Below are 24,713 nucleotides of genomic sequence, written 5' to 3' on the forward strand. Positions count from 1 at the left end.
GACGTGCAGAACCTCCTGACCGACATTCAAGGCGTCCGCGTCGGCCATGCCGATGATGCGGCGCTCGCCTCCGGCGTCACTGCGATCCTGTTCGATCAGCCGGCGGTCGCCGCGATCGACATTCGCGGCGGCGGCCCGGGCGTACGCGAGGATGCCCTGCTCGACCCGGTCAACACGGTCGAGCGGGTCGATGCCATTGCGCTGTCCGGCGGTTCGGCGTTCGGCCTCGAGGCCGCCAGCGGCATTCAGGCCTGGCTGGCCGAGCAAGGCCGCGGCTTTGCGGTGCGCGACGCGCTGATCCCGATCGTGCCCGGCGCGATCGTGTTCGATCTCCTGAACGGCGGCGACAAGGCCTGGGGCCGCTATGCGCCCTATCGCGAGCTCGGCTACGCAGCGGCCGCCGCGGCGGACACGACGTTTGCGCTGGGCAGCGTCGGGGCCGGGCTCGGCGCCACCACGGCCGACCTGCAGGGCGGGCTCGGCTCGGCCTCGGCGATGACGGCCAACGGCATCAAGGTCGCGGCGATCGCGGTGGTGAATGCGGTCGGCAGCGTCACGGTCGGCGATGGCCCATGGTTCTGGGCTGCGCCTTACGAAGTCGACGATGAGTTCGGCGGCCGCGGCCTGCCCGCCACGTTCACGCCGGACATGCTGGCGATGCGCATCAAAGGCGGCCCTAACCCGTCGGCGTCCGAGAATACGACCATCACGCTGGTCGTGACCGATGCGATCCTGACCAAGGCGCAGGCGAAGCGGCTGGCGATGATGGCGCAGACCGGCATGGCACGGGCGATCTATCCGGTCCACCTGCCGCTCGATGGCGACATCGTGTTCGCGGCGGCGACCTGCGCCAAGCCGGTGGAGCCGCTGGTCGAGCTGAGCGAGCTCGGCATGGTCGCGGCCAACGTGCTGGCGCGAGCGATCGCGCGCGGCGTCTATCATGCGAAGCGGCTGCCGTTCGCCGGCGCCCTGCCGTCCTGGCAGGACCGCTTCGGTCGCTGAGCGGCCTTGCGAGGCTTACGCGCTCACCGCGGTCGTAGACGAGTCACGCAGCCGCATCGACTGATGCTGCATCAGCTTCTCGATCATATTGTAGGACGAGGTCGCTGCATTGGAAGATGCGGTGGTTGCCGGCGTGATCAGCATCATCTTGGAGCCATCGGCATAGGTGATGGTGGTGGTCGTCGAGCCGTCGCTGTTGGTGGACGACGAACTCGACGCGCCCGACAGCGCCTGCATCAGCGCATCCGCCCCTGCACCCGCGGAATTGCCCGAGCCGGCGCTCGCGCCAGCCTCCTGATGATGGTGATGGCCACGACGACCACGCGCGCCCTGCAGTGCCGAGGTCAGCTCGTCCATGCTGACACTGCCGTCGCTGTTGCCATCGAGCTTGCCGAACACCTTGTCGGCATTCGCGACGTTGGTGCCGCCCGCGCCTAGCGCGGTCTCGAACTCGGATTTCGTGATCTGCCCGTCGCCATCGCCGTCGATCTGCGAGAACAGATCCTGCAGCGGATTGGTCGCCGCGTCCGACGACGAGCCCGACTGGCTCTGCGCCGCCAGCAGCGCACTCATCGTCTCCGGCGCGATCTGCCCGGAGCCGCTGCTGCCCGAACTGGACCACGGGCTGAAATTGCCGGAGCCGCTCGCAGCATTGCCGCCGAGACTGAACAGGCCGCCGCCGGGATTGCCGGATTTGCCCGATCCGGACTTGGTCGATCCCAGCGACTGCAGGCCTTCCAGGACCGACGAGGCAGCCCCCAATGCGAACCACATGGCGAAACTCCGAGACGGCCGCGGCGAACGCAGCGACGGGAAACCTGCCGTGGCTCGTCGCAATCCCCGTGCCAGCGCCAAACTGCTGATATGTCCGGATATTTCGCGATATTGCCAGGCCAGTCGCCCGGCACTTCATGCCGCGCCCGGCAGATTTTTCCCGCTCGCGTTGCCGGACCGGCCCCTGCATGATACGGCGACATCCCCGATCGCCCTGGAACAGATGCTCATGACCCAGTCCTTCACGCCGCGTCCGCTCGTCATTGCGCCGTCCATCCTGGCCTCGGATTTCTCCAAGCTGGGCGAAGAGGTGCGCGCCGTCGATGCCGCCGGCGCCGACTGGATCCATCTCGACGTCATGGACGGCCATTTCGTGCCGAACATTTCCTACGGCCCCGACGTCATCAAGGCACTGCGTCCGCATACGACCAAGATCTTCGACGCGCATCTGATGATCACGCCGTGCGATCCCTATCTCGAAGCTTTCGCCAAGGCCGGCTGCGATCACATCACGGTGCATGCCGAAGCCGGGCCGCATCTGCATCGCTCGCTGCAGGCCATCCGCGCGCTCGGCAAGAAGGCGGGCGTCTCGCTCAATCCGTCGACGCCGCTCAACGTCATCGAATACGTGCTCGACCTCGTCGACCTCGTGCTGATCATGTCGGTCAACCCCGGCTTCGGCGGCCAGGCCTTCATCGCCTCGGCGATCGGCAAGGTGCAGGATCTGCGCGCGATGACCGCGGGCCGTCCGATCGACATCGAGGTCGACGGCGGCGTCGGCCGCGACAATGCCGGCGCGCTCGCGGCTGCCGGCGCCAACGCCTTCGTCGCCGGCTCCGCCGTGTTCAAGGGCGGCACGATGGAAGCCTATCGCGGCAACATTTCCGCGATCCGCAGCGCCGCCGCGTCGGCGCGTGGCGAAGCGATCTGAGGCGCGATGCGCACGCTCACGCCGCAGCCGCTGACCAAAGCAGCGTTTGCTCCCTTCGGCGACGTCGTCGAGACCGACGGCGCCGAGTCGATCGAGATCAATCAGGGCTTTGCCCGCCGCTGCAACGGGCTCGCCGCGATCGACGTGACGTCCGGCGGCATTCCCGTCAACATCAGCCTGTTCGAGGCCAAGCCGCGGCCGCGGCCGATCGCGATCAAGCTGATGGAACGCCATCCGCTCGGCACCCAGTTGTTCATGCCGTTGCAGGACCGCCCCTGGCTGGTGCTGGTCTGCACCGACCCGCGCGATGCCACGAGCTACCGGGCCTTCACCGCAACGGGGCGCCAGGGCGTGAACTACGCCCGCAATGTCTGGCATCATCCCCTCTTGGTGTTCGACGAGGCCTCGCGCTTCATGGTGGTCGATCGCATGAGCCCCGACAATCTCGAGGAGCTGTGGCTCGACCAGCCGCTGTTCCTGAACATCCCCTAAATGATCGCGCGCGGGCCTGCTGATCCGCGCGCAGGAGAGACAACGATGGACAAGCCGAACTACTTCGTGCCGCAGGGCGGCCACCCGCCGCAGACCGACCTGCTCACCGGCCGCGCCGTGTTCACCGAGGCCTATGCCGTCATCCCCAAAGGCGTGATGCGCGACATCGTCACCTCGCCGCTGCCGTTCTGGGACAAGACCCGGACCTGGGTGATCGCGCGTCCCCTCTCCGGCTTCTCGGAGACGTTCTCGCAATACATCGTCGAGGTCTCGCCCGGCGGCGGCAGCGCCCAGCCCGAGCCCGATCCTGAAGCCGAGGGCGTGCTGTTCGTCGTCGGCGGCGAGATCGCGCTGACCATCGCCGGCACAGAGCATCGCCTGGACAAGGGCGGCTACGCCTTCCTGCCGCCGTCCTGCAAATGGACACTGACAAACGACAGTGCGGCGCCCGCGACCTTCCACTGGATTCGCAAGGCCTATGAGGCCGTCCCCGGCATCGCCGTGCCCGAGGCCTTCGTCACCAACGAGGCCGCGATCGCGCCGGTCGGCATGCCCGGCACCGACGGCCGCTGGGCCACCACGCGCTTCGTCGATCCGCTCGACGTCCGCCACGACATGCACGTCAACATCGTCACCTTCGAGCCCGGCGCGGTGATCCCGTTCCTGGAGACGCATGTCATGGAGCACGGGCTCTACGTGCTCGAAGGCAAGGCGGTCTACAAGCTCAACCGCGATTGGGTCGAGGTCGAGGCCGGCGACTTCATGTGGCTGCGCGCCTTCTGCCCGCAAGCCTGCTACGCTGGCGGCCCCGGCCGCTTCCGCTATCTGCTGTACAAGGACTCCAACCGGCATATGAAGCTGCGTCCGTTCCGGTGAGCGGCCTACTCGATACGACGCCGCGATATCTCTCCCTCACCCCACGACTTTCGCCGCCACCTCATCTTCCTCATCATCGATCTCCCGCGCGGCCGCGCGGGTGCGGACCACGGTCACGGTGCAGCCCGCTTCCGCGGCCACCTTGGCCGAGACGCTGCCGAGCAGGCTGCGCAGCACGGAGTCGCGGCGGGCGCCGATGATGATGTGGTCGACCTGGTTGACCTCGGCGAACTCGATGATGGCGGCGGCCGGGTCGACGGCTTCGAGCACGTGCACCGTGAGCCGGCTCGCGTCGAGCTTCAGCGGCGTCGCCCAGTGCTTCAGCGCGACCATGCGGTCGATGTGCTTGTTGTTGCCCGCTTCGTCGAGAGTCCGGTCGATGGTGAGACGGCCGAGCTTGAGCACGTTGACGCAAGCGAGCCGCGCTGCGGGCAACGTGGCGAGGATGCGTTGCGCGGTGACGCGCAGCGCGCCGTTGAGCTCCTCGCCGCCCTCGGAGGTGTCGATCGCGACCGCGACGATCGGGCTGGTGGCGATCTGCACGGCGACATCCGACGGCTTGGTCTCCGGCTGCACCAGGCCGCGGTTGAAACGGCGGCGCCACACGGTGGTGATCGGATCGCGCTTGAGCTTCTCGGCCCGCGCGGTCAGCTTGACCTGGTCGGGATTGCCGAGATCGAAGGCGAGCTGCGCCGCGGTCGGATAGCGCCAGACCGGCTCGATCTCCAGGCAGCGCAGCACGATCTCCTGCAGCCAGGGCGGATAGTCCGGCTTGAGCTGCCGCGGCGGATAGGGATCGCGCCAGAGGCGGCGGCGCATGCCGCGCAAGGTCTCGGTCTCGCCGAACGGCCGCACGCCTGTCGTGAAGAAGTAGAGCAGCACGCCGAGCGAAAAGATATCGCTGCGCGGATCGCTGCGGGTACCCATCATCCGCTCCGGTGCCATGTAGGGCGCGGTGCCGTAAGGCAGGCGGAATTCCTCCTGCAACAGATCCGGCAGATGCTTGTGGCATGACAGGCCGTAATCGATCAGCACCGCCTCCCCCGTCGCGCGGAACATGATGCTGGAGGGCTTGATGTCGTGATGGATGACGTGCTGCCGGTGCAAGTCGGCGAGCGCGGTGGCGATCTTCGCGACCAGCACCCGCGCCTCCTCGTAAGGCAAGGGCAGCTCGGGCAACCGCTTGTACAATGTCTCGCCCGGGATGAGCTCGATCACCACATAGGCCTGTGTGGCGAAGTCGCCGGTGCCGAAACAAGCCGGCACGTGCGGACCCGACAGCTTCGGCAGAATCATCTGCTCCATCTCGAAGCTGACGATCGCCGCGGGGTCCTCGCCCTCGGAGACGCGCGGCACCTTCATCAGGATGGGCCGGTCGATGTCCGGGCGCGTGACGCTCCACAACGTCGCCATGCCGCCGGAATGCACGCAGTCGCCGACCGTGAAGCCGTCGATGACGACGCCCGGCTGAAGCTTCGATCTCGCCATGCTCTAACGCCCCATCGAGAGCCGCTGCGCCAGCCAGGGCGGCAGGCCGTTGTCGCGAATGCGCCGCGCCGCCGCGTCGACGTCATAGGGCACGCGGCAATAGGTCAGCTCGCGCGTCCTGGTGTCGAAGGTCACGAAGGATGCCGCCGGATCGCCGTCGCGCGGCTGGCCGACCGAGCCGACCACGGCGAGCCATTGTCGGCCGCGCAGCAATTGAATCGGCATGTTGGCAGTGGGTGTGAAGCTCGTCATCTTCGCGGTGGCGGACATCGAGTACAGCGCCGGACGATGGATGTGACCGCAGAACGTGACCTGCGCCTCGGTCGCGATCATGCTGCGTGCGGCATCGGCCGAACTCTGAATGTAGCGCCAGCGCTGAGGGCTCGACGCCTCCGAATGCACGAACAGCCGGTCCTCGTCACCGACGCTCATCGGCAACTCGGCGAGAAAGCGCCGCTGCTCGGCGCTGAGCCGGCCGCGGGTCCACTCCATCGCCGCCTGCGCCTCCGCATTCATGCTCTCGCTGGCCGTCGAGACCGCATTGTCGTGATTGCCGCGCACCGCCAGCCCGCCCTCGGCGACGATCTCCATGACCGTGTCGACCGACCATTCCGGGTCGGCGCCATAGCCGACGATGTCGCCCAGGCAGATCAGGCGCTCGGCGCCGCGCGCGCGCGCCGCCTCCAGGCACGCCGCAAAAGCCTGCCGATTGGCATGGATGTCGGTGAAAATCGCCAGCAGCACCCGTATCCTCCCGGTTCCACCGTACAAGTGGGCTTCGCGCGGAATTTGAGCAACATCAAACCGGACGGACCGGAGCAAGGAGTTTTTTGAGCGGGGTCGATCGATCAGCGACACGACCTCTCGATCTCGCGGCGGATCTCGCCCGAGCCTTGCGATCGCTGTGCCCCATCGAAGAACGAGAGGGCGCGGGGAATGCCGGGTGAAGGCCTCACCCATGGCCCGCCTGCAGAAAAAAAGCAGGCGGCAGTCACCACAGGTTCAGCCGAACATCCGGCATTCCCCGCGCGACGGTTTTAACGCTTATATCGTGATCTCCCCGGTGCACCGGCTTTTTGGCCACCGTCGCCGCTCGGATTGTCTCCGAGCAGCTTAGCACCAGCTTCGGGATGCCAGGACCACACGACTTCGCGTCCGCAGGCTTGAGCGTTCGTCTCACGCCAGCCCAGCGTCCATCGCATCCCCGCCCCACGTGTCGTGACGATCGCGCGCTACGCCCTCTGCTCGGGACGGGATGGTGGCGTATAGCATGATTTCTGAAAAAAGGAAATAGAAACTTTCACCCGGTCACGGGCCATCGCAGGGGGCCCCCTCGACGTCGCCGGCTGCGGCCCCATCCCCCGGACACCCATGCAAAGCTGCACGGCCGCACGAGAATGGGCGGCGTCGCACCCTGATGGCCGACAACGGGATCGGGCTCAGATCTGAGCGATGGGCCCATTGCCGACAATCGCCGCCGTCATCTAGTCTAGATCATCCGTGTAAAGGATCGAGCATGGAAGAGCAGCACAGATTGCGCCTGGTCGGCGGCCACGATGGTGAAACAGCGGTCTTCACCTTGCTTGATGATGACAACCTCTGTCGACTCAGGTGCGACTACAGGGATCGAAGCATCGAAAGCGCTGCAACCGATTTCTTCCAGGCGCTCTGCGATCTGCGGAACGTGCTGGCCGAAAATGGGTTCATGCCATTCTGCTATGGCGCAAGTCTGAACGTGCACCCGTCGGGGATGGCGCGAGACATGGGTCAGGGTCTCAAGGCCTACAGGATGACGATGGGCCGACACGCCCGACGGGAAGATCTCGTCGACATCTTTTCCAAGGGGCCGGATGTCGTCCCTGCTTCGGTCGCGGCACAGGAGCAGTTCTGGCGGGACTGGCTCGCGACGCCGCGAGCCTAGTCGCTGGATCGACTTCGGCGCAGCGGCGCCGGCAAACTCATCGCCGCCGGTTCACGAGCCACAGCGCGCCTGCGGAGCCGGCAATCGTGACAATCATCATGAGGGCGAGCGCAGCAGACATCACACCGCCTCCCGCAGCCGCCAGCGAGCTGCTGCCATCCCCCGCGACCATGAGGAGTGGAACGGCCACGATGGGACCGCCGAGCTGGGCGGCAAAGAAGGCGCCGAGCAGCGAGACGACGATGTTCACGATCCAGCCGAGCACGCCCCGCTTCTTCGTCCATGCCTCGTGGATGGCAATGGACAGGACGGCCGCAAACGTCACCGCCGCGATCACGAGCCCCCCACCGACGGCGTCCATCGGGATCGCACCGGTCAGCTGCAGAACCACGATGCCGATGACGGCAATCAGCACGATGATGTAGGGCATGCGGATCGTCCCTGCTGCTATGATGCTGGCCACCGTTACCGCCGCCCTGCTCGCGCAGGACCGGGATTGGCGCTTCGCTCATGAGTTGCCGGCAATGGTCGCCAGGTTCATCTCTTGATGCGAATGGTCGTTTGAACCAGCTGACAAATGCGATCAACGGGGGCTTCCAGCCCGCTGAATAGCGGCTGAAAACGCACCGGACAGGCATGTGGCAGCGTCGTAGCCCGGACGATCGCAGCGACATCCGGGATCTCACGCGCTGCGTCGGTGAACCCGGATATCGCTGCGCTCATCCAGGCTGCGCGCGTTGCTGTCATGGTCCCCGCCTCGCGTGATCGATGAGCGCGCGGAGCTTGGGCGCGAGGTTCCGACGCCTGGGAAAGTACAGGTAGAATCCGGCAAACGGCGCGGAGAAGCTTTCGAGCAGAGGCACCAGTTCTCCACGCGCGACGTAGGGCTGGAACGTCTCCTCCATGCCGAAGGTGATGCCGCCGCCCGCGCATGCGGTGCGGATCATCAACGACATGTCGTTGGTCGTCAGGCTGGGCTTGACCTCGACATTGAAGTCTCTGCCCGCTTCGGTGAACTCCCATCGATAGGGAGCGGCCAGCGGCGCGGGCCGCCAGCCGATGCAGGCATGATGGATCAGATCGCGCGGGTGCGCCGGCGCGCCGTGCGCTTCCAGATATCTCGGTGCGGCAAAGGCCAGCTGCCTCTGATCTCCGGACACCGGGACAGCGATCATGTCCTGCGCGATGACTTCTCCCAGGCGCACCCCCGCGTCGTAGTGCTCGGCGACGATGTCGAAGGTGTCGTCGGTGATCGTCACGTCCAGTTCGATCGCGGGATAGGCTTTCATGAACGCGGCCAGCAATGGACCAGAGATGAAGCGTTCGGCGATAGAGGACACGGCCAGCCGCAGCAGGCCGGACGGCGGCCCGGCCTTGTCGCCGATCTGCTCGGCGGCGGCATTCAGCGCGCCGATCGCCGGCGCGACGTCAGCATAGAAACGGCGTCCCGCCTCGGTCAGGCTGAAGCTGCGGGTCGTCCGGCTGACCAGGGAAATCCCGAGATGGTCCTCCAGCCTGCCCATGGCCTGGCTGACGGCAGACCGCGTCACGCCCAGCCGGTCCGCGGCAAGGCGGAAGCTCCCAGCATCGGCGACCGCCACGAACAGCTCGATGATGTTCTTGTCGATCCGCATTGGTTAGGCATGCTTACCACCGAGACAACCATTGGGCAAATTGTCGTGACAATGCCGGCCCCCTAGCTTCCGCCCGTCACCAACCGACGGGAGTTGAACATGGACAAGGTCATCCTGATTACCGGGGCTTCGAGCGGCATTGGCGCGGGGATCGCGCGAGAGCTGGCCGCCACGGGCGCGCGGCTGCTGCTGGGCGCGCGCCGCCTGGACCGGCTGGAGGCGCTGGCCGCCGAGTTGCGCGCGGCCGGCGGAACCGCAGAGGTTCGGGCGCTGGATGTGACCAACCGCGCCGATGTCGCGGCCTTTGCCGAGGCAGCGCGCGCGATGTGGGGGCACGTGGACGTCATGATCAACAATGCCGGCATCATGCCGCTCTCGCCGATGGCCGCGATGAAGGTCGACGAGTGGGATCGCATGGTCGACGTCAACATCAAGGGCGTGCTGAACGGCATCGCGGCGGTCTTGCCCGGCATGCTGGCCCGCGGCTCCGGACACATCATCAACATCGCCTCGATCGGCGCTCTGCAGGTCGTCCCGACCGCCGCCGTCTACTGCGCGACCAAGCACGCCGTGCGGGCGATCTCGGACGGGCTCCGGCAGGAAAATGAGACGCTGCGCGTCACCTGCATCCACCCGGGCGTGGTGGAGAGCGAACTCGCCAGCACCATCACGGACGAGACCGCAGCCGAGATGATGCGCACCTACCGCGCGATTGCCCTGCAGCCGGACGCGATCGGCCGCGCCGTTCGCTATGCCATCGCGCAACCCGACGATGTCGACGTCAACGAGATCGTCGTTCGTCCGACGCGGGCGCCGTGAGGCGCAGGCACCTCTACCGCAGCAGCACCTCGAGCAGGTTGGCGAGCCGCGCAGCGGCGAGCGCAGCCTGCTTGCGGGCGAGATCGCGCGCGTTGGTCTCGTACTCGCGCGTCAGCTCCACCGGCTGTTTGTCAGTGCGAACGGGAGCGGCATAGGCGACGGACTTGGCGAGATCGAAGCTCTCCTGCGCCCAGGTCGCGGGATCGATGATCTGCGCCTTGCCGGCATCGGGAGTCACGGTGGATAGGCCGCCGCGCTGGTCGGCATCGAAGATCGCGCCGAACACCGTCGAATAACCGCCGAAGATGCCATCCCAGTAGGCGTGCAGATTCTGCGTCTCGCCGTTGGCGGCCACGACCTGCAATTCGTTGCCGCCGCGGTCGCCGCCCTTGTCCGGCAGCGCGGCCGAGTAGCGGGCGACGGCGTGCAGTGGCTGGTGCAGATCGCCCACGAGGTGGATCATCCAGCTCAGGCTGTACGACCGCAGCGGCTCGGAGGCGTCGGTGTTTGCGGGCAGCTTGGCGATCATCAGCTTGAGCTGCGACACCGCGTCGACTGCGTCGGGGCGCGGCAGCGGCGTCTCATCGACCGAGAACAGAGCATCCTTGTAGTGCCAATAAGTGTGCTTGAGGTGGCCATAGGGTACGAGCTGCTTGGCCGTGGAGTCCGTCACCTGGTCGTCGTAATAGTCCGGCTTCATCTTGATGTCGTCGGGCCACGTCGCCGCGCGCACGAAGGCGTAGAGCTTCTCCTGGCCCTGCGGCGCGCCGGCGATCCAGCTCGCATAATCGGGATTGAGCTTGAGCAGCGCGTCGGCCCGGTCCCTCGCCGCTGGTGTCAGCTTCTTGTAGGCCAGATACGCGATCTGCATGTGGCCTTCGTCCCACCAGGCCAGGGCCGGTCCGGCCGGCCAGAACATGACGGCCAAGAACGCAGTCATCAGCTTACGCATCGCGAAGCTCCCTCGATCATTCGATCAACAATGAAATCGCGAATTCGGGCGGGCCACCAGATGATCCGGACCCTAGCGTGAACGACCGGCTTTTGCAATTTCACCGCGCACCACCAACCGTATTGCGAGCGCGCCTCCTTCACCGCGCTCCGCAAGCGCATGCCCATCGGCCTGTGATCGCTCTCTCGAGCGTCATTGCGAGCGCAGCGAAGCAATCCAGGGCGCCGGTCGCGACTCTGGATTGCTTCGTCGCTGACGCTCCTCGCAATGACGACGGTGAGACATCGGCTGTGCCGTGACCGCAACGGCTCGCGCCGTTTGCCCCTCACTGCTCGTCCTTCGGCGGCATGCGCGGTGGCAACAATGGCGTGAACGAGACGCCGTCGCCGGCATTCTTCGCCGCCTTGAACTCGCCGGTGGAGGGATCGCCCCCGGCGGTCTCGATGATGGTCTTCGGCAGGATGTATTCACGGGCCGCGTCGATGACGCCGCCGTCGCCGGTGCCGAAATCGGCGGCGCGGCCGCCTTGCGGATGACCGGCCGCGATCTGATCGGCGGCGTGCTGCGCCTTCTCGGCCAGCTTGTCGCTGTAGGGAATGCGATAGGCGCGCGGCACGCCACTCGGCCTGTTGTCCTCGTCGAGCGTCTCGACCCACAGATAGACCGCGCCGGGATCGCCATCGACACTGTGCGGATCGACGATCCGCACCTGCAGCACCTTGAAGCTCTTCGGCAGCCGGTCGACGCTGGCCCAGCCGAGCAAGCCGCGGGCGCCGACGAAGCTGCCGACATAGAACGCGCTGGTGACGACGACCGCGACCGCCTTCACCGGCCACGGCAGCCGCGCATAGACCAGCACGAGCAGCAGCAGCGCGCCGATCAGCGCGTAGCACACGGACAGCGTGACGATGACGGTCTGGAGGCTGCTCATCATCGCCTGATCATCCTGACGCCGGTCTTGGGATCGAGGTCGGCGCCGTTGGCGCGGACGTTGCGGAACGTCTCCAGCAGCGATTTCGGCCGCCGCTGCAAGTCGATCACCTTGCCCTCCGCATTGAGCTTGAAGCGCAATGCCGTCTTCTCGTCACCGGAATGATCGAGCACGACCTTGTCGTCGAAGATCACCTGCGCCGTGGGGTTGAGCTTCTGCACCTTCACCTTGGCCTCGACCGGCGCGCCGCTGACGTTCTGGAAATGCGAGATGTTGACGGTGTACTCGCCGGCGACGATGCCCCGGATCGTCACGATTTCCTCGCGGATCGGCGACGGGATCTTCAAGCCATTGACCAGGATGAAATCATTGGCGCCGCCGCGGTCGTCGCGATCGAGCGTGAGGAAGCCGGCCTCGCGATGCCGGTACCAGGCGATGTTGCCGACGGGGTCCTGCACGAACAGGTCGAGATCATCGGGATGATTGTCCGGCCAGTCCATCGTGATCAGGAACTCGGCCTTGCTGTCGACCTTGCCGTCCTTGGCGTCGGGCGAGATCGCGAGCACCGCGATGAAGAAGAAGAACGCGACGATCTGCAGCGCCTTGAACAGCATGACGCTGAACGGATCGAACTGCTCCTCGCGCGGATAGAGCCCGAAATCGTCCATCATGCGCCCTGCTCCGGCGCGCGATCCATCGCCCGCTCGAGCCGCGGCGTCACCCGCGTCTCGGTGAGCATGACGGCGTCCGAGAACACGCGCCCGGTCGCCGCATCCAGCATGTAGTACTGGATGCGCACCAGGATCGAGCCGACCAGTCCGGCGAGCGTGGTGTACATCGCCACCGCCATGCCGTCGCTCATCAGGCCCATCGACGATTTCATCGCAAGCTTGTCGTTGACATCGAGGCCGGCGATCGGCGCCAGCATGATGATGAAGCCGATGATGGTGCCGAGCAGGCCGAGCTTCATCAGCGTATCCGACGCGAAGCCGCCGAATCCGTTCGAGCCGCGAAGGCGGTCGGCCAGCGTGCGCAACAGCAGCGTCTGGTCGAGCCGCCCTGTCCCTTGCGTCCGAGCCTTGGTGACGAGGCTGCGGATGTGATTGGTGACGAGTCCGTTGGGAAGCAGTTGCGCATCAGGCTCCAGCGCGCGCGCCGCATCCGGCCCGATCAGGACAGCGCGGCAGCGCCTTGCAGCATCCGCCTCGCGCGCGATCGTCCTGGTGCGCCAGAAGCAGTGGCAGCACGTCACCAGATAGAGCACGGCGACGACGCTTGAAATGTAGGTCCGGTCCGAGGCGACCATCAGATGGAAGTAGCCGTAACGCCACAGCACGACGGCGGCGAACACGGTCAGGCCAGTGAAGATCATCCAGAGCAGCAGCGGCCCGCGCTCGGCCGCGTCGCGCGCAGGTTCCACTCTCTCCGCACTGCTGACCACGCTCATGCACGCCCTCCCCATTGCTCCGCCGTTGCATCCGGCGCTTGGCATCGAAGTTAAGCAGAGCGGCGGAACAGCGTCCAAAGACATCTGCCTCCGGCCTGTCGGGAAATTTTCCCAATCTTTCGCCTGCTGCAGTGCATTTGCTTGGCGCAGCACCGGCCCATTGTTACGCTGCGGCAAAAGCCCGTGGGAAGGATCGCATGCGCCTCGTGCTCCAGCTGATCGCGCGCCTGGCGCTGATCGTTCTGCTCTGCCTGGCGGCCGCGACCATATGGGTCACCGTCGATGCCTACCGCAGTGTCGACCGCGCCACGGCAGCCTCGGCGGATCGCGTCTCGCAGGCGCTGGAGGCGCTGTATTGGCGCGAGCTGTTGCTGCGCAGCAACCGCACGCGCGACCATCTGCTGCCGGTGCCGGACTGGCGCACGACCGAGACGATGAAGCTGATCGCGCCCGGCATCTGCGTACAGTTCAAGCCGGAAACCGCCTTCGAGAAGCCGCTATGCGGCCAGAGCAAGGGCCTCGGCGCGGCGCCGCCGCGCTGGTTCTCAGGCTTGGTCGAAACGATCCTCGGCGATCACGCCGCGGTGGCGCAGGCGATCAGCGCGCGGGCGACGACGGCCGGCACGGTCTCGGCGATCGCCGATCCCGACGCGGCGATCCAGCTCGCCTGGCAGCGCATTCAGGACTCATTCGGCGTCGCGCTCGCGATGGCGATCGCGATCGGCGTGCTGGCCTCGCTGGCGATCGCGCATGCGCTGGCGCCGGCGCGCAGCATCGTCTCAGCGCTGCAGCGGATGGCCGAGGGCGAGCACCACCCGGCCCTGCCGCGCTTCCGCTCGATGGAGCTCGCGATGATCGGCCGCGCCGTCGGCGAACTCGGCGACCGGCTGGCGCAGGCCAACGAGCAGCGCGCGGCGCTGACCGAGCGCCTGCTCGACATCCGCGACGAGGAACGGCGGGCGCTCGCCCGCGAGCTGCACGACGAGTTCGGCCAGAACCTGACCGCGATCCTCGCCTTTGCCTCGACGATCGAAAGCGCCGGCAAGGGGCGCAACGACCAGGTCGCGCAGGATGCGCGCATGATCACGCAATCCGTCAGCCATCTGATGGCGTGCCTGCGCGGCACGTTGAGCCGGCTGCGCCGGCCGCTCGCCGAGGAGCTGGGGCTGGAGGCTGGGCTGGTGGCGTTGACGCAGAACTATCAGCACGCCGCGCGGCCGGCGATCCGGCTCGACCTGCACGGCGATCTCGCCGACATCCAGGGACCGGTCGCGGTCACGGCCTATCGCATGGCGCAGGAATGCCTGACCAACGCGTTGCGTCACACCGATGCCAGCGAGGTGTCGCTGCGCGTCGAGCGGCGCTCCGGGCCGGACAGCGCGCTGTTGATATCGGTGGAGGATGATGGCGGCGGCGATGCGGGCCAGCTCGTGCAATCGGCCGGCTTCGGCCTCACCGGCATCCGCGAGCGCATCGCCGCCGTCGGCGGCTCGCTGACGATCGGACCAGCCGGGCGCGGGCTCAGCGTGTCGGCCACGATCCCGCTGGCTGCCTGAGGCCATGGCCGGGCTTGGCATTTCGATTCTGCTGGTCGACGACCATCCGGTGGTGCGCCAGGGCTATCGCCGGGTGCTGGAGAGCCAGGACGGATTTCGCGTCATCGCCGAGGCCGACAGCGCCGCAGCAGCCTATGCCGCCTTCAAGGCGGATGCGCCCGACGTGGTCGTGCTCGACATCTCGATGAAGGGCGCCAGCGGGCTGGAGGCGATCCGCAATATCCGCGCTCGCGACAACCGTGCCTGCATCCTGGTGTTCTCGATGCATGGCGAAGCGCCCTTGGTGAAGGCCGCGTTTGCGGCAGGCGCCAGCGGATTCGTCACCAAGAGCAGCGAGCCGTCGGCGCTGGTGCGCGCCATCAGAATGGTGATCCGCGGCGAGCGCGCGCTCAGCGACGACGTCGCCCACGTGCTGGCGGCTGAGAGCCTCGATCCGCAGCGAACGGTACTCGACCGGCTCGGCGAGCGCGAGATCGAAATCCTGCGCCAGCTCGCCTCGGGCCTGACCACCGAGCAGATCGCCGCGAATCTGCACCTCAGCATCAAGACGGTGCAGAACTATCATTATCTGGTGAAGGCCAAGACGGGATTGCAGACGGATGCGCAGTTGGTGCGGCTCGCGGTGACCAGCGGGTTGACGGATCTGTAAAGTGGGCAAAGGCGCCGCCGTGCCATCGCCGCGGGCGGGATCGCAATGGCGCCGTTCCCACCGTCCAGCGGAAGAGTTCGCTGCACGACGGTGGCACGGCGCGCGCGATCGCGTTGTTCGTCCTAGCTCGCCATGCGCTGGCGCAGGCGCTGGTAGAATGCCGTCTCGAAGTTCATGTAGCCGACGAACGACGTCGGGTCGCCGAAGGGCAGGATCTGCGTCGCCCAGAAGCCGCCGAATCCGTTCTGCCGGTCGATCCAGTAGAACAGATTGGCCAGCCCGGCCCAGCCCAGCGCACCGGCCGGACGGCCCGTCGGCGCCTGCTCCTCGTTGATCATGAAGCTCAGCGCCCACGACTTGGATTGGCCGGGGAAGAACTCCGCGTCGTTGCACAATTCGGGAATGACTCCGGTCAACGGTGTCACCTTCTTGTCGCCGAGATGGTTCTTTTCAGCCATGCGTACCGTTTCGGGCTTCAGCACCCGGCCGAACTCGCCCGCGCCATCATTCAACCACATCCGGATGAAGCGCATGTAGTCGCCGACCGTGCCATAGAGGCCGTGGCCGCCCATGTGCACCTCGGGCTCGGCCGGCAGTTCGAACTCCATCGGCGTCAGCGAGCCGTCGGCGTTGCGCGCGTGGATTCCGGCGAGCCTGCTGCGCATGGCATCGGTCAATTCGAACGACATGTCCTTGATCCCGAGCGGCTCGAAGATGCGCGTCTTCAGCACCTCCCCGAGGCGCCGGCCGGCAATGGCTTCGACGATCTGGCCGCACCAGTCCATGTTGGTGCCGTAATCCCAGCGGTCGCCGGGATCGAACAGCAGCGGCGTCATCAGGCAGGCCTTGGTCGCGGTGATCACGCTGGGCTGGCCTTTTTCCTGCGCCAGCCGGTTGTAGGTGTGATTGATGAAGTCATAGCTCAGCCCCGCGGTGTGCGTCATCAGCATGCGCGTGGTGATGTCGCGCTTCGGCGCGCGCAGGATCGGCTCGCCCTTGGCATCGAAGCCCTCGATCACCTGGAGCGATCCGATCTCCGGCGCGTAGCGCTTCGCCGGCGCATCGAGATCCAGCTTGCCGTCCTCGACGAGTTGCAGCACGGCCGTGCTGGTGATCGCCTTGGTGGTGGAGAAGATGGCGAAGATGCTGTCGGTGGTCATCGGCTCGGGCCGGTCGAGACGGCGTTGTCCCGCCGCGCCCTGATAAATGTTGCGATCACGGTCCGTCACCATCGCGACCACGCCAGGCACGCGCGGTGAGGATGTGACGACGCCGTCGAGAACGGCATCGGCCGCCGCGGTGAAATTCATGCTCATGGTCGTCCTCCCTCGTTGGTTTTTGCTTGGTGTCTCAGCGCCGGCGTCTGCCGACGGCTCAATGCATGGCAAAGCCCCGGTAGCCGCTGGCGGCGACCTCGTCGCATTTCTGGCGATAGGCGCCGACCCCGCCGCAATACGACAGAACCCGCCGCGGCTTGCCCGCGATGTTCGAGCCGAGATACCAGGAATTCGTCTTGGCGATCAGCGTCGCATTGGCAGTCTCATCGTGATGCGCGACCCAGTCATCCTCCGTTTCCCGGGTCGGCTCGATGACCTTCAGATCTTTCGACCGCATGTATTTGATGCAGTCGTCGATCCATTCGACCTGCTGCTGCAGGCACGTCGTCATGTTGCATAGCGCGGCCGAGGGAGCGAGCGGCACCGCGGTCGTGAACAGATTGGGATAGCCGTGCACCTGCAGGCCCATCGTGGTGCGGATGTCCCTGCTCCAATCCTCCTTGAGCGATCGGCCGCCGCGCCCGCGAATATCGATCCGCGTCAGCGCGCCTGTGCCGGCGTCGAAGCCGGTCGCCAGGATGATCATGTCGAATTCGTGCACGGTCCCGTCGGCCATCTGAATGCCCTTTGGGGTGACGCGTTCGATCGGGTTGGTCTTGACGCTGACGATCTCGACGTTGGGACGAAGGAAGGCCTCGAGGAAGTTCTGCTCGAGCGGCACACGGTGGGTGCCGAAGCCGTAATCTGCGGGGATCAGGAGGTCGCACAGCTTCGGATCCTTCAGCCGCTCGCGCATCTTGCCGCGCACGAATTCGGAGATCTCCGCATTGACCGCCTCGTCGAAGAACAGCTCGGCGAAGGACGAGATCCACAGTTTGAGAGAGCCGTCCTCCCAGCACTCCTCGATCACCTGCCGGCGCCGCTCCGGCGACAGATCGGCCCAGGCATGCTCGAAGTCATACTCGAAGCCGGTGAAGGTGTGCGGCAGACGTTCCGTCAGGTGCTGGAATTTCGACTTGTAGGCCTCCGCATCGTCGGCGCCGTATTTCGGGTTCTTCATCGGAATGACGTATTGCGGGGTGCGGACGAAGACCTTGAGGTGACCGGCTTCGCCGGCAACGGTCTGGATGACCTGGATGCCGGTCGCGCCGTTGCCGATGATTCCGACGCGTTTGCCGGCGAAGCTGACCGGCTGCTTCGGCCAGCGCGCGGTATGGAAGAGTTCGCCCTCGAACGTGTCCTGACCGGGAAACGAGACATGGGGCGCCGACAGCATGCCGCAGCAGGTGACCAGGAACTGGGTATCGATCAGCTCGCCCTTGTCGGTCGTGACCAGCCAGCGCTGCGTCGCTTCGTTGAACTGCGCGCGCTTGACGGTGGTGCCGAACTGTATGTCCTTGCGCAGATCGAGCCGGTCGGCGACGTAGTTGAGCCAGCGTTCGATCTCCGGCTGGGCCGGAAACTTCTCGCTCCAGCTCCAGCCCTTGTAGAGCTTCTCGGAGAACAGATACTGATAGATGTAGGCTTCCGAATCGAAGCGGGCGCCGGGATAGCGATTCCAGTACCAGGTCCCGCCGACGCCCGACGCGGCGTCGATGGCCCGGACACTCAGTCCCTGCTCGCGCAGGCGATAGAGCTGATAGAGCCCGGCCACGCCGGCGCCGATCACGACCGCATCGAGCCTGGTCGTCACATGCGAAGCGTCTCCGTTGGCGTTCACAGCGGCTTCCGTCATCTGGTCCTCCTCATCCTTGTTTCAGGGCGCACGCCGCCGTTCCTCGTCCGTGTGTCATCGGACGGGGGCTGCGTTTTCGTTGTCGCCCGCGCAGGCTATGGGCCGGCGCCCCGTCGGGGCTTGGACGAAACAGACGATTTCTTGAACGGTGCGGCGCACGCGCCAGCTGTGCTCGCAAGTCGCAACAAAGCTCGCTTGGCAAACCGCGAAACCGGCCTATGCTGGCTCCGCCGCAAGGCCAATGAGAAGCAGCAGCGATCAATCGCGCCATAAAAAAATCAAGGGAGGCTCGCGCGATGGGCCATTTGATCAGCGTCGAGGAGCTGCCGCGCTACGCTCCCGGCGAGCTGATGCTGGACAGCTCGGCAATCGGAAAGGCGGACTTTCGGCTCCGCGTCTTCCGATATGCGCCGTCCGATATCTGGGTGCCGCCCTCCGAGAACTTCTTAGTTGTCGTCTACCGCGGAGGGACCACGTCGATGAACCGCCGGGTGACCGGCGCGTGGAAGCAGGATCATGTCGGCCGCGGCGTCACGACGTTGTTGACGCGTGCGGAAGCGTCGAACTGGCGCTGGAACAGCGACGTCGAGGTCACCCATTTCTACATCTCGCCGAGCCTGATGGCGAAGACCGCGAGCGAGGCGTTCGATCGCGATGCCGAAGCCGTCGAGCTGCACGATCTGCTCCGGATCGACGATCCGGTCCTGACCTGGATCAGTGACCGGATGGTGCAGGAGATCTCCGACGGCGGTCCGGGCGGCCGGCTGTGCTACGATGCGCTGGCACTTCAGGCGAGCGTGCACATCCTGCGAAGCTATGCCTCGGTGCAATTCAAATTGCCCTGTTCGCAGGGACGCTTCCGGCCGGCCCACGCCCGGCTGATCGAGGACTACATCGAGCAGAACATCGGCAGGAACATCACGCTGGAGGAGCTGGCCGGCATCTGCAACTGCACGCCGGTGCAGTTCGCGCGCAAATTCCATGCGCATTACGGCATGCGGCCGCATACCTACGTCCTGAATCGCAAGGTGGAACGCGCATGCGAGCACCTGCGTAAGGACCGGCTTGCGCTGAAGGAGATCGCCCTGCTCTGCGGCTTCTCCGACCAGAGTCACCTCAACCGGATCTTCCGCCGGCAGCTCAACGTCACGCCGGCCGAATTTCGCAAAGCGTGCATGGGCTAGGACGTCGGCGGAAGAGTTTTCCGAATCTTGGTCGACGCGCCATTGGCGCGTTCACGTTGAGGGGCAGCCCGGCGGATCTGTAGGGTGGGCAAAGGCGCTGCCGTGCCGTTTCCTCGCGCGAGATCGCCGTGGCGCCGTGCCCACCGTCTCGCCGCGGAATATGCTGATCGATGGTGGTCACGGCGCGCTACATCTCGGCACGAACTCATATCGCGCCTTGCGCCTTTGCCCACCGTGCAGGGACATCCGTAGCCCGGATGAGCGCAGCGATATCCGGGGTCTCACGCCCTCGACGTGTGAACCCGCATGTCGCTCCGCTCATGCGGGCTACGCGTCTAGCGCGCCGCCAGCCCGCGCAACAACAAGGTCAGCACGGCGTCGACACGCGTCGAGCAGGTGCATTCGGCCCATTCGTCGGCGTGGGCGGGGTGATGGAAGCTTCGCGTCGCGTCGAAGATCGCCGCGGCCGCGGTCTTGGGATCGGCGACGTCGAACGCGCCCTGGGCGACGCCCTCGGCGATGATGCCTTCGACCTGGGCGATCAGGTCCTGCTTGTGCGCCTTCACCACCGTGCAGGCTTCGCGCGCCAGGGTCAGATAGGTCGCGAACATCTCAGGGTCTTCGCAGACGCGCTTGTGCTTGGCGTCGAACAGCTCACGAAGCCAGCGCTCCAGCTTGGCCGGCGCCGGTCCCGGTTCGGCGGCGATCTCCGCCAAGGGCTTGCTGACGCGCTCGAGCCAGCGTTTGGCCACCGCTTCGCGCAGCGAGGCCTTGCTCGGAAAGTGACGGTAGACGGAGCCGTGGCTGACATCGAGCGCTCTCGCGACGTCGACGACCGTCGCTTTGGCGAGCCCGTAACGGCGCAACACGTCCTCGGTGACTTCGAGGATGCGCTCGGATGTCAGAACCACGGCCTCATTCATGCGTGCACCATATCGGCGTCCGTCGTGTGCGCCTTGATCTGGATCGGCTCAGACCGATCGGCAGACGACGGGGCGCGGAATTTGGCGGCCTGCGCCTCCAGGTGACGGGCAACCTGGAGATTCAGCCAGTCCTGAAATTGTGAGTGCAACAATCGCTTTTCAATCTTCATCGAAGCGGTCCTTCGCAGTTGAAGCCGCTGAACCCCAGAGGTCAGACAGTGCTAATTGATCATGGATGAACATACACCATCGCGCTGACAGATTTCAATATCTGTCAGCGAAAAACTTGAAATTGGTATTATATTACACACAAGCCGGCCGACGGCGAGCGAAAACCCGCCGTTTGTATCGCCCCGGCGGCTCTGGTAGAGCACGGCGTAAAATGCAGGCGCGGCCGCGATCGGCCCGCCCACCTCACCTCCTGCCTCGGAGAGCCCCGATGATCCCCCGCTATACCCGTCCCGAAATGGCCTCGATCTGGGAGCCGCAGACCCGGTTCAAGATCTGGTTCGAGATCGAGGCGCATGCGGCGGACGCGCTGGCCGAGCTCGGCACGATCCCGAAGGACGCCGCCCGGACGATCTGGGCCAAGGCCAAGGACGCCACCTTCGACGTCGCGCGCATCGACGAGATCGAGCGCGAGACCAAGCACGACGTCATCGCCTTCCTGACACATCTGGCCGAGATCGTCGGCCCCGAGGCGCGTTTCGTGCACCAGGGCATGACCTCCTCCGACGTGCTCGACACCTGCCTCAACGTCCAGCTGACCCGCGCGGCCGACCTGCTGCTCGCCGATCTCGACAAGGTGCTCGCCGCGCTGAAGAAGCGCGCCTTCGAGCACAAGATGACGCCGACCATCGGCCGCTCGCACGGCATCCATGCCGAGCCGGTCACCTTCGGCCTCAAGCTCGCTTATGCCTATGCGGAATTCACGCGCGCCCGCGAGCGGCTGGTCGCAGCGCGCAAGGAGGTCGCGACCTGCGCCATTTCCGGCGCCGTCGGCACCTTCGCCCAGATCGATCCGCGGGTGGAGGAGCATGTCGCCAAGGCGATGGGCCTGACGCCGGAGCCGGTCTCGACCCAGGTCATTCCGCGCGACCGCCACGCGATGTTCTTTGCAACCCTCGGCGTGATCGCCTCCTCGGTCGAGCGCTTCGCCACCGAGGTCCGCCATCTGCAGCGCACGGAAGTGCTGGAGGCCGAGGAGTTCTTCTCGGAGGGCCAGAAGGGCTCGTCGGCGATGCCGCACAAGCGCAACCCGGTGCTGTCGGAGAATCTCACCGGCCTCGCCCGCATGGTGCGCGCCTATGTGACGCCGGCGATGGAAAACGTCGTGCTCTGGCACGAGCGCGACATCTCGCACTCCTCGGTCGAGCGCATGATCGGCCCCGATGCGACCGTCACGCTCGACTTCGCGCTGGTGCGTCTCGCCGGCCTGATCGAGAAGCTCCTGGTCTACCCGGCCAACATGGAGAAGAACCTCGACAAGCTCGGCGGCCTCGTCCACTCGCAGCGCCTGCTGATTGCGCTCACCCAGAAGGGCGCGAGCCGCGAGGATTCCTACAAGCTCGTGCAGCGCAACGCGATGCCGGTGTGGCGCGGCGAAGGCGACTTCCGCACCTTGCTGAAGGCTGATGCCGACGTGAAGAAGTACCTGAGCGATGCCGAGATCGACGAGCAGTTCGACCTCGGCTACCACCTCAAGCACGTCGACACGATCTTCAAGCGCGTGTTCGGGGCCGCTTGAGAAACATTCCTGCCGGCCGAGTCCGCTAAAGATGCAATTTCGCTACGAACTGAGCAAGGCCGCGCTCGTCCAGGGCGCGCGCCTGCAGAATGGTGACGGCCAGGCGATCGTGTTCGGCGGCGGGCTGTTCACGGTGTTCACCGTCACGAGCCTGCCCGACTTCTTCAACAAGTATGAAGGCCGGACGCTGGCGACGGTCGTGCTGCTGTGGCTGCTGTTCTGCGCCATCGCCGGGCTGACGGTCGCCGCGCTGACGACCTTCGTCCTGATCCCCATGCGCGCTGGATCGCTGTATCGCTAGAACCCCATGCTGTACGGCGCAATGGCGATCGAGGCGGACGACGAGGGGATCACGATCACGGGACCGCGGATGACGTCGCGCCTGGCGTGGTCGGATTTGCGCGGCTTCAAGGAGAACGGCAAGATCTTCCTGCTGTGCCTCAGCAAGTCGGTCGGCCACACGATCCCGAAGCAGGACCTGTCCGACCAGACGATCCGGGAGTTGAGGGCGCTGCTGGAGCAGAAGCTGCGCCGCCTGCCTCGCCTGTCCGGATTGATCTGACGAACACGGCAGCATCGCGCGGCAAGCGTGAGCGCCGCCTTCCAGCAGGCGGACGGCGCGTCAGTCCGCCTCCTCGCACTTGTCCTGCTTGACCTTGAACATCTTCCGGAACTGGGTCTCGAGCACGCTCCGCATCGCCTCCATCTTCTTCTCGCCGGTGTTGCGGAGGTTGTAGTTGATGGCGCAATTGCTCCAGCCGAAATTGACCAGATAGATCCGCATCCGCTCCTGGCCGTCCGCCATCTGCGCTTCGGCCGCGTAGCGGGCGACGCAGGCCTTGGGACTGGCGTTGTTGGCGCAGCCCTTGTCGACGGTCTGGCGAAACATCTGCTGCAGGTCGGTCTTGCCCTCGATCGCGTCGACGAAGCGCGCGCAGGCGGCGGCCGGCTGATAGTCGCGCAGCGCTGCGGGCGTCTTGAAGCCGCGGGTGTGCGCCAGGTCGAAATCGCAGCTGTCCTTCAGCTCCGCCATCTTGGCGCGGCGGTAGTCGTCGACGCCGGGCAGCGCGATGAACTCCAGCCGCGCGGCGGCGTCCAGAGCAGCCTTGCAGGTGCGGTCGATCTTGTCGGCGTCGAGCGCTGCGACCGCCTTCGGATCGAACGCCGGCAACGTGCCCGGCGAGTCGAAATCGGACGGACCGAACAGCAGACGCACGGTGTTGCGCAGCCGTGTCTCGTCGTGCTTGGCAGGATCGTACCGGACCGTAAACCGGCAGCCATTGTCCCAGGACATCGTGCGCTCGGCGGCGTCGGCGCCTGCGGCCCCCAGCGTCACGGCGACAAGCGCCAGGCGTGACGCCCATCCGGTCCAGCTTCGTCGTATCATGGCACTCCTCGCAAGAGATCTGAGCCTGCATCCTAGCGTCTCCCTGCGCCAACGCCAGCCCGTGCCGCGCACCAGCCGCAGCGTGACGTCGTCACGCTTGTTGGATGTCGTCTTTCCAAGCATGACGACGTCCTGCTTGTCCTTGCGAAGGCCTCGCTTGCGCCAACCACGACAAGAATCAGAGCACGACGTTGCCCCGCGCGTCCGCCCGCTCACGTCAGCGAATTGTGAGCCGACAGCGGCGACGAGGTGCCTTATGCAACAGGCGTTTCAACTGTCCTTGGAGAACCTGCACGTGCCGTCGACCGAGACCGCTTATGATCCCCTGCTGCGACGGATCCATTGGGCGACCGCATTGCTGTTCATAGCGGCCATGCTGATCGGACTCTATTGCGGCCTGCAGCCGGCGGGCACCTCACCGCGGCGCGAGCTGCTGGAGATTCACAAATCGCTCGGCATCACGCTGTTCATGTTGGCGATCCTGCGCGTCATGATTCGTGCAACGACGACAGCACCGGCGCCGCCTGCCGCGTTCGGTCCCATCGTCCGCGCGCTGTCCCAGCTCAATCATTGGGCGCTTTATGCCCTGCTGCTGGTCATGCCGGTCACCGGCTACATGTTCTCGTCGGCCGGCGGCTACTCGCTGCGTTATTTCTGGACCTTCAGCTGGCCGCGCCTGTTCGCCGGCGACAAGGCGATCGCCCATGCCGGCGAGATCACGCACGATACCCTGGCCTATGTGGTTTACCTCGTGGTCGGCCTGCACATCGCGGCCACGCTCTGGCACGAGTTCATCAAAAAGGACGAGACGCTGGCCCGGATGTGGCCAAGGCGGTAGCTCTCGTAACCCTGTCTGATACAGCGCCCTCTCCCCTTGTGGGAGAGGGCATGTAGGACAGTCCGACGAACTCGGTCCGGTGAGGGGTCTCTCTCAACGGGCTCAGTACGCAGAGAAAGACCCCTCACCCGACCGCATGCGTAGATGCGC

General features: G+C 65.8%; 27 protein-coding genes. 13 read left to right on the forward strand and 14 right to left on the reverse strand.

The features are described 5' to 3' along the window. Window positions 1–3 precede the first annotated feature (3 nt). Window positions 4–1,002, forward strand: a complete 999-nt coding sequence (locus HL666_RS06390; RefSeq protein ID WP_172180450.1) for a P1 family peptidase — start codon at window positions 4–6, stop codon at window positions 1,000–1,002. 15 nt (window positions 1,003–1,017) lie between these two features. Here HL666_RS06390 and HL666_RS06395 read toward each other — a convergent pair whose 3' ends face one another. Further along, window positions 1,018–1,776: an EF-hand domain-containing protein gene (locus HL666_RS06395; RefSeq protein ID WP_172180451.1), complete on the reverse strand. Its 759-nt coding sequence runs from the start codon at window positions 1,774–1,776 to the stop codon at window positions 1,018–1,020. A 229-nt stretch (window positions 1,777–2,005) separates the two neighbouring features. Here HL666_RS06395 and rpe point away from each other — a divergent pair, with 229 nt between their 5' ends. The 3 genes from rpe to HL666_RS06410 are packed head-to-tail and all read left to right on the forward strand — an operon-like array spanning window position 2,006 to window position 4,075. Further along, the gene (gene rpe / locus HL666_RS06400) at window positions 2,006–2,707 is read left to right on the forward strand and encodes a ribulose-phosphate 3-epimerase (RefSeq protein WP_172180453.1); all 702 of its coding nucleotides are present in this window, start codon (window positions 2,006–2,008) and stop codon (window positions 2,705–2,707) included. A gap of 6 nt (window positions 2,708–2,713) precedes the next feature. Continuing rightward, window positions 2,714–3,199: an ureidoglycolate lyase gene (locus tag HL666_RS06405; RefSeq protein WP_172180455.1), complete on the forward strand. Its 486-nt coding sequence runs from the start codon at window positions 2,714–2,716 to the stop codon at window positions 3,197–3,199. A 45-nt stretch (window positions 3,200–3,244) separates the two neighbouring features. After that, the gene (locus HL666_RS06410) at window positions 3,245–4,075 is read left to right on the forward strand and encodes a bifunctional allantoicase/(S)-ureidoglycine aminohydrolase (RefSeq protein WP_172180457.1); all 831 of its coding nucleotides are present in this window, start codon (window positions 3,245–3,247) and stop codon (window positions 4,073–4,075) included. Window positions 4,076–4,111: 36 nt separating this feature from the next. On the opposite strand, the gene HL666_RS06415 is transcribed toward HL666_RS06410, so the two are convergent. Then, window positions 4,112–5,563: a serine/threonine protein kinase gene (locus HL666_RS06415; protein ID WP_172180459.1), complete on the reverse strand. Its 1,452-nt coding sequence runs from the start codon at window positions 5,561–5,563 to the stop codon at window positions 4,112–4,114. Between the two features lie 3 nt (window positions 5,564–5,566). Continuing rightward, the gene (locus HL666_RS06420) at window positions 5,567–6,307 is read right to left on the reverse strand and encodes a metallophosphoesterase family protein (RefSeq protein WP_172180461.1); all 741 of its coding nucleotides are present in this window, start codon (window positions 6,305–6,307) and stop codon (window positions 5,567–5,569) included. A gap of 772 nt (window positions 6,308–7,079) precedes the next feature. On the opposite strand from HL666_RS06420, the gene HL666_RS06425 reads away from it, so the two are divergent. Continuing rightward, entirely contained in the window at window positions 7,080–7,484 is a 405-nt protein-coding gene (locus HL666_RS06425) for a hypothetical protein (protein WP_172180463.1), read from the forward strand. Between the two features lie 37 nt (window positions 7,485–7,521). On the opposite strand, the gene HL666_RS06430 is transcribed toward HL666_RS06425, so the two are convergent. Together HL666_RS06430 and HL666_RS06435 are read right to left on the reverse strand one after the other, a co-directional pair. Continuing rightward, entirely contained in the window at window positions 7,522–7,914 is a 393-nt protein-coding gene (locus HL666_RS06430; protein ID WP_172113792.1) for a hypothetical protein, read from the reverse strand. Between the two features lie 313 nt (window positions 7,915–8,227). Beyond that, window positions 8,228–9,118, reverse strand: a complete 891-nt coding sequence (locus tag HL666_RS06435) for a LysR family transcriptional regulator (protein ID WP_172180465.1) — start codon at window positions 9,116–9,118, stop codon at window positions 8,228–8,230. Window positions 9,119–9,211: 93 nt separating this feature from the next. Between HL666_RS06435 and HL666_RS06440 the strand changes: the two genes are divergently transcribed. Continuing rightward, complete coding sequence (locus tag HL666_RS06440) at window positions 9,212–9,937, forward strand: SDR family oxidoreductase (protein ID WP_172180467.1); 726 nt, start codon at window positions 9,212–9,214, stop codon at window positions 9,935–9,937. A gap of 13 nt (window positions 9,938–9,950) precedes the next feature. Here HL666_RS06440 and HL666_RS06445 read toward each other — a convergent pair whose 3' ends face one another. The 4 genes from HL666_RS06445 to HL666_RS06460 all read right to left on the reverse strand — a co-directional run bounded on the left by HL666_RS06445 (window position 9,951) and on the right by HL666_RS06460 (window position 13,267). Next, complete coding sequence (locus HL666_RS06445; RefSeq protein ID WP_172180469.1) at window positions 9,951–10,889, reverse strand: S1/P1 nuclease; 939 nt, start codon at window positions 10,887–10,889, stop codon at window positions 9,951–9,953. A 325-nt stretch (window positions 10,890–11,214) separates the two neighbouring features. Then, window positions 11,215–11,823 carry a hypothetical protein gene (locus HL666_RS06450; protein ID WP_172113788.1) on the reverse strand — a complete coding sequence of 203 codons (609 nt, stop codon included), beginning with the start codon at window positions 11,821–11,823 and terminating at the stop codon, window positions 11,215–11,217. After that, window positions 11,820–12,491, reverse strand: a complete 672-nt coding sequence (locus HL666_RS06455; protein WP_172180471.1) for a hypothetical protein — start codon at window positions 12,489–12,491, stop codon at window positions 11,820–11,822. The genes HL666_RS06450 and HL666_RS06455 overlap by 4 nt, the downstream gene beginning before the upstream one ends. Continuing rightward, a complete protein-coding gene (locus tag HL666_RS06460; protein WP_172180473.1) occupies window positions 12,488–13,267 on the reverse strand; it encodes a MotA/TolQ/ExbB proton channel family protein in 780 nt (259 codons plus the stop codon). The genes HL666_RS06455 and HL666_RS06460 overlap by 4 nt, the downstream gene beginning before the upstream one ends. Before the next feature lie 197 nt (window positions 13,268–13,464). Between HL666_RS06460 and HL666_RS06465 the strand changes: the two genes are divergently transcribed. Together HL666_RS06465 and HL666_RS06470 are read left to right on the forward strand one after the other, a co-directional pair. Then, the gene (locus HL666_RS06465) at window positions 13,465–14,823 is read left to right on the forward strand and encodes a sensor histidine kinase (protein WP_172180475.1); all 1,359 of its coding nucleotides are present in this window, start codon (window positions 13,465–13,467) and stop codon (window positions 14,821–14,823) included. Window positions 14,824–14,827: 4 nt separating this feature from the next. Further along, window positions 14,828–15,472 (forward strand): response regulator, encoded by a 645-nt coding sequence (locus tag HL666_RS06470; RefSeq protein ID WP_172180477.1) that lies wholly within the window; start codon window positions 14,828–14,830, stop codon window positions 15,470–15,472. 122 nt (window positions 15,473–15,594) lie between these two features. On the opposite strand, the gene acmB is transcribed toward HL666_RS06470, so the two are convergent. Continuing rightward, window positions 15,595–16,788, reverse strand: coding sequence for a methyl acetate hydrolase AcmB (acmB, locus tag HL666_RS06475; protein ID WP_172180479.1), 1,194 nt, complete (start codon window positions 16,786–16,788; stop codon window positions 15,595–15,597). Between the two features lie 58 nt (window positions 16,789–16,846). Then, entirely contained in the window at window positions 16,847–18,484 is a 1,638-nt protein-coding gene (locus HL666_RS06480) for a flavin-containing monooxygenase (protein ID WP_172180481.1), read from the reverse strand. A gap of 296 nt (window positions 18,485–18,780) precedes the next feature. On the opposite strand from HL666_RS06480, the gene HL666_RS06485 reads away from it, so the two are divergent. Next, entirely contained in the window at window positions 18,781–19,668 is an 888-nt protein-coding gene (locus tag HL666_RS06485; protein ID WP_172180483.1) for a helix-turn-helix domain-containing protein, read from the forward strand. Between the two features lie 335 nt (window positions 19,669–20,003). On the opposite strand, the gene HL666_RS06490 is transcribed toward HL666_RS06485, so the two are convergent. Both HL666_RS06490 and HL666_RS06495 read right to left on the reverse strand, forming a co-directional pair. Beyond that, window positions 20,004–20,591 carry a TetR/AcrR family transcriptional regulator gene (locus tag HL666_RS06490; RefSeq protein WP_172113780.1) on the reverse strand — a complete coding sequence of 196 codons (588 nt, stop codon included), beginning with the start codon at window positions 20,589–20,591 and terminating at the stop codon, window positions 20,004–20,006. Further along, complete coding sequence (locus HL666_RS06495) at window positions 20,588–20,761, reverse strand: hypothetical protein (protein WP_172113779.1); 174 nt, start codon at window positions 20,759–20,761, stop codon at window positions 20,588–20,590. Before HL666_RS06495 ends, HL666_RS06490 begins: the two co-directional genes overlap by 4 nt. A gap of 269 nt (window positions 20,762–21,030) precedes the next feature. On the opposite strand from HL666_RS06495, the gene purB reads away from it, so the two are divergent. The 3 genes from purB to HL666_RS06510 are packed head-to-tail and all read left to right on the forward strand — an operon-like array spanning window position 21,031 to window position 22,900. Further along, window positions 21,031–22,338, forward strand: a complete 1,308-nt coding sequence (purB, locus tag HL666_RS06500; protein ID WP_172180485.1) for an adenylosuccinate lyase — start codon at window positions 21,031–21,033, stop codon at window positions 22,336–22,338. Window positions 22,339–22,369: 31 nt separating this feature from the next. Then, window positions 22,370–22,639 carry a hypothetical protein gene (locus tag HL666_RS06505; protein WP_172180487.1) on the forward strand — a complete coding sequence of 90 codons (270 nt, stop codon included), beginning with the start codon at window positions 22,370–22,372 and terminating at the stop codon, window positions 22,637–22,639. Window positions 22,640–22,645: 6 nt separating this feature from the next. After that, a complete protein-coding gene (locus tag HL666_RS06510; RefSeq protein WP_172180489.1) occupies window positions 22,646–22,900 on the forward strand; it encodes a YcxB family protein in 255 nt (84 codons plus the stop codon). Window positions 22,901–22,960: 60 nt separating this feature from the next. Here HL666_RS06510 and HL666_RS06515 read toward each other — a convergent pair whose 3' ends face one another. Further along, entirely contained in the window at window positions 22,961–23,725 is a 765-nt protein-coding gene (locus HL666_RS06515) for a hypothetical protein (RefSeq protein WP_172180491.1), read from the reverse strand. Between the two features lie 295 nt (window positions 23,726–24,020). On the opposite strand from HL666_RS06515, the gene HL666_RS06520 reads away from it, so the two are divergent. Then, window positions 24,021–24,563, forward strand: a complete 543-nt coding sequence (locus HL666_RS06520) for a cytochrome b (protein ID WP_172180955.1) — start codon at window positions 24,021–24,023, stop codon at window positions 24,561–24,563. Window positions 24,564–24,713 lie beyond the last annotated feature (150 nt).

The sequence above is a fragment of the Bradyrhizobium aeschynomenes genome (assembly GCF_013178945.1).
Lineage (GTDB): Bacteria > Pseudomonadota > Alphaproteobacteria > Rhizobiales > Xanthobacteraceae > Bradyrhizobium > Bradyrhizobium aeschynomenes.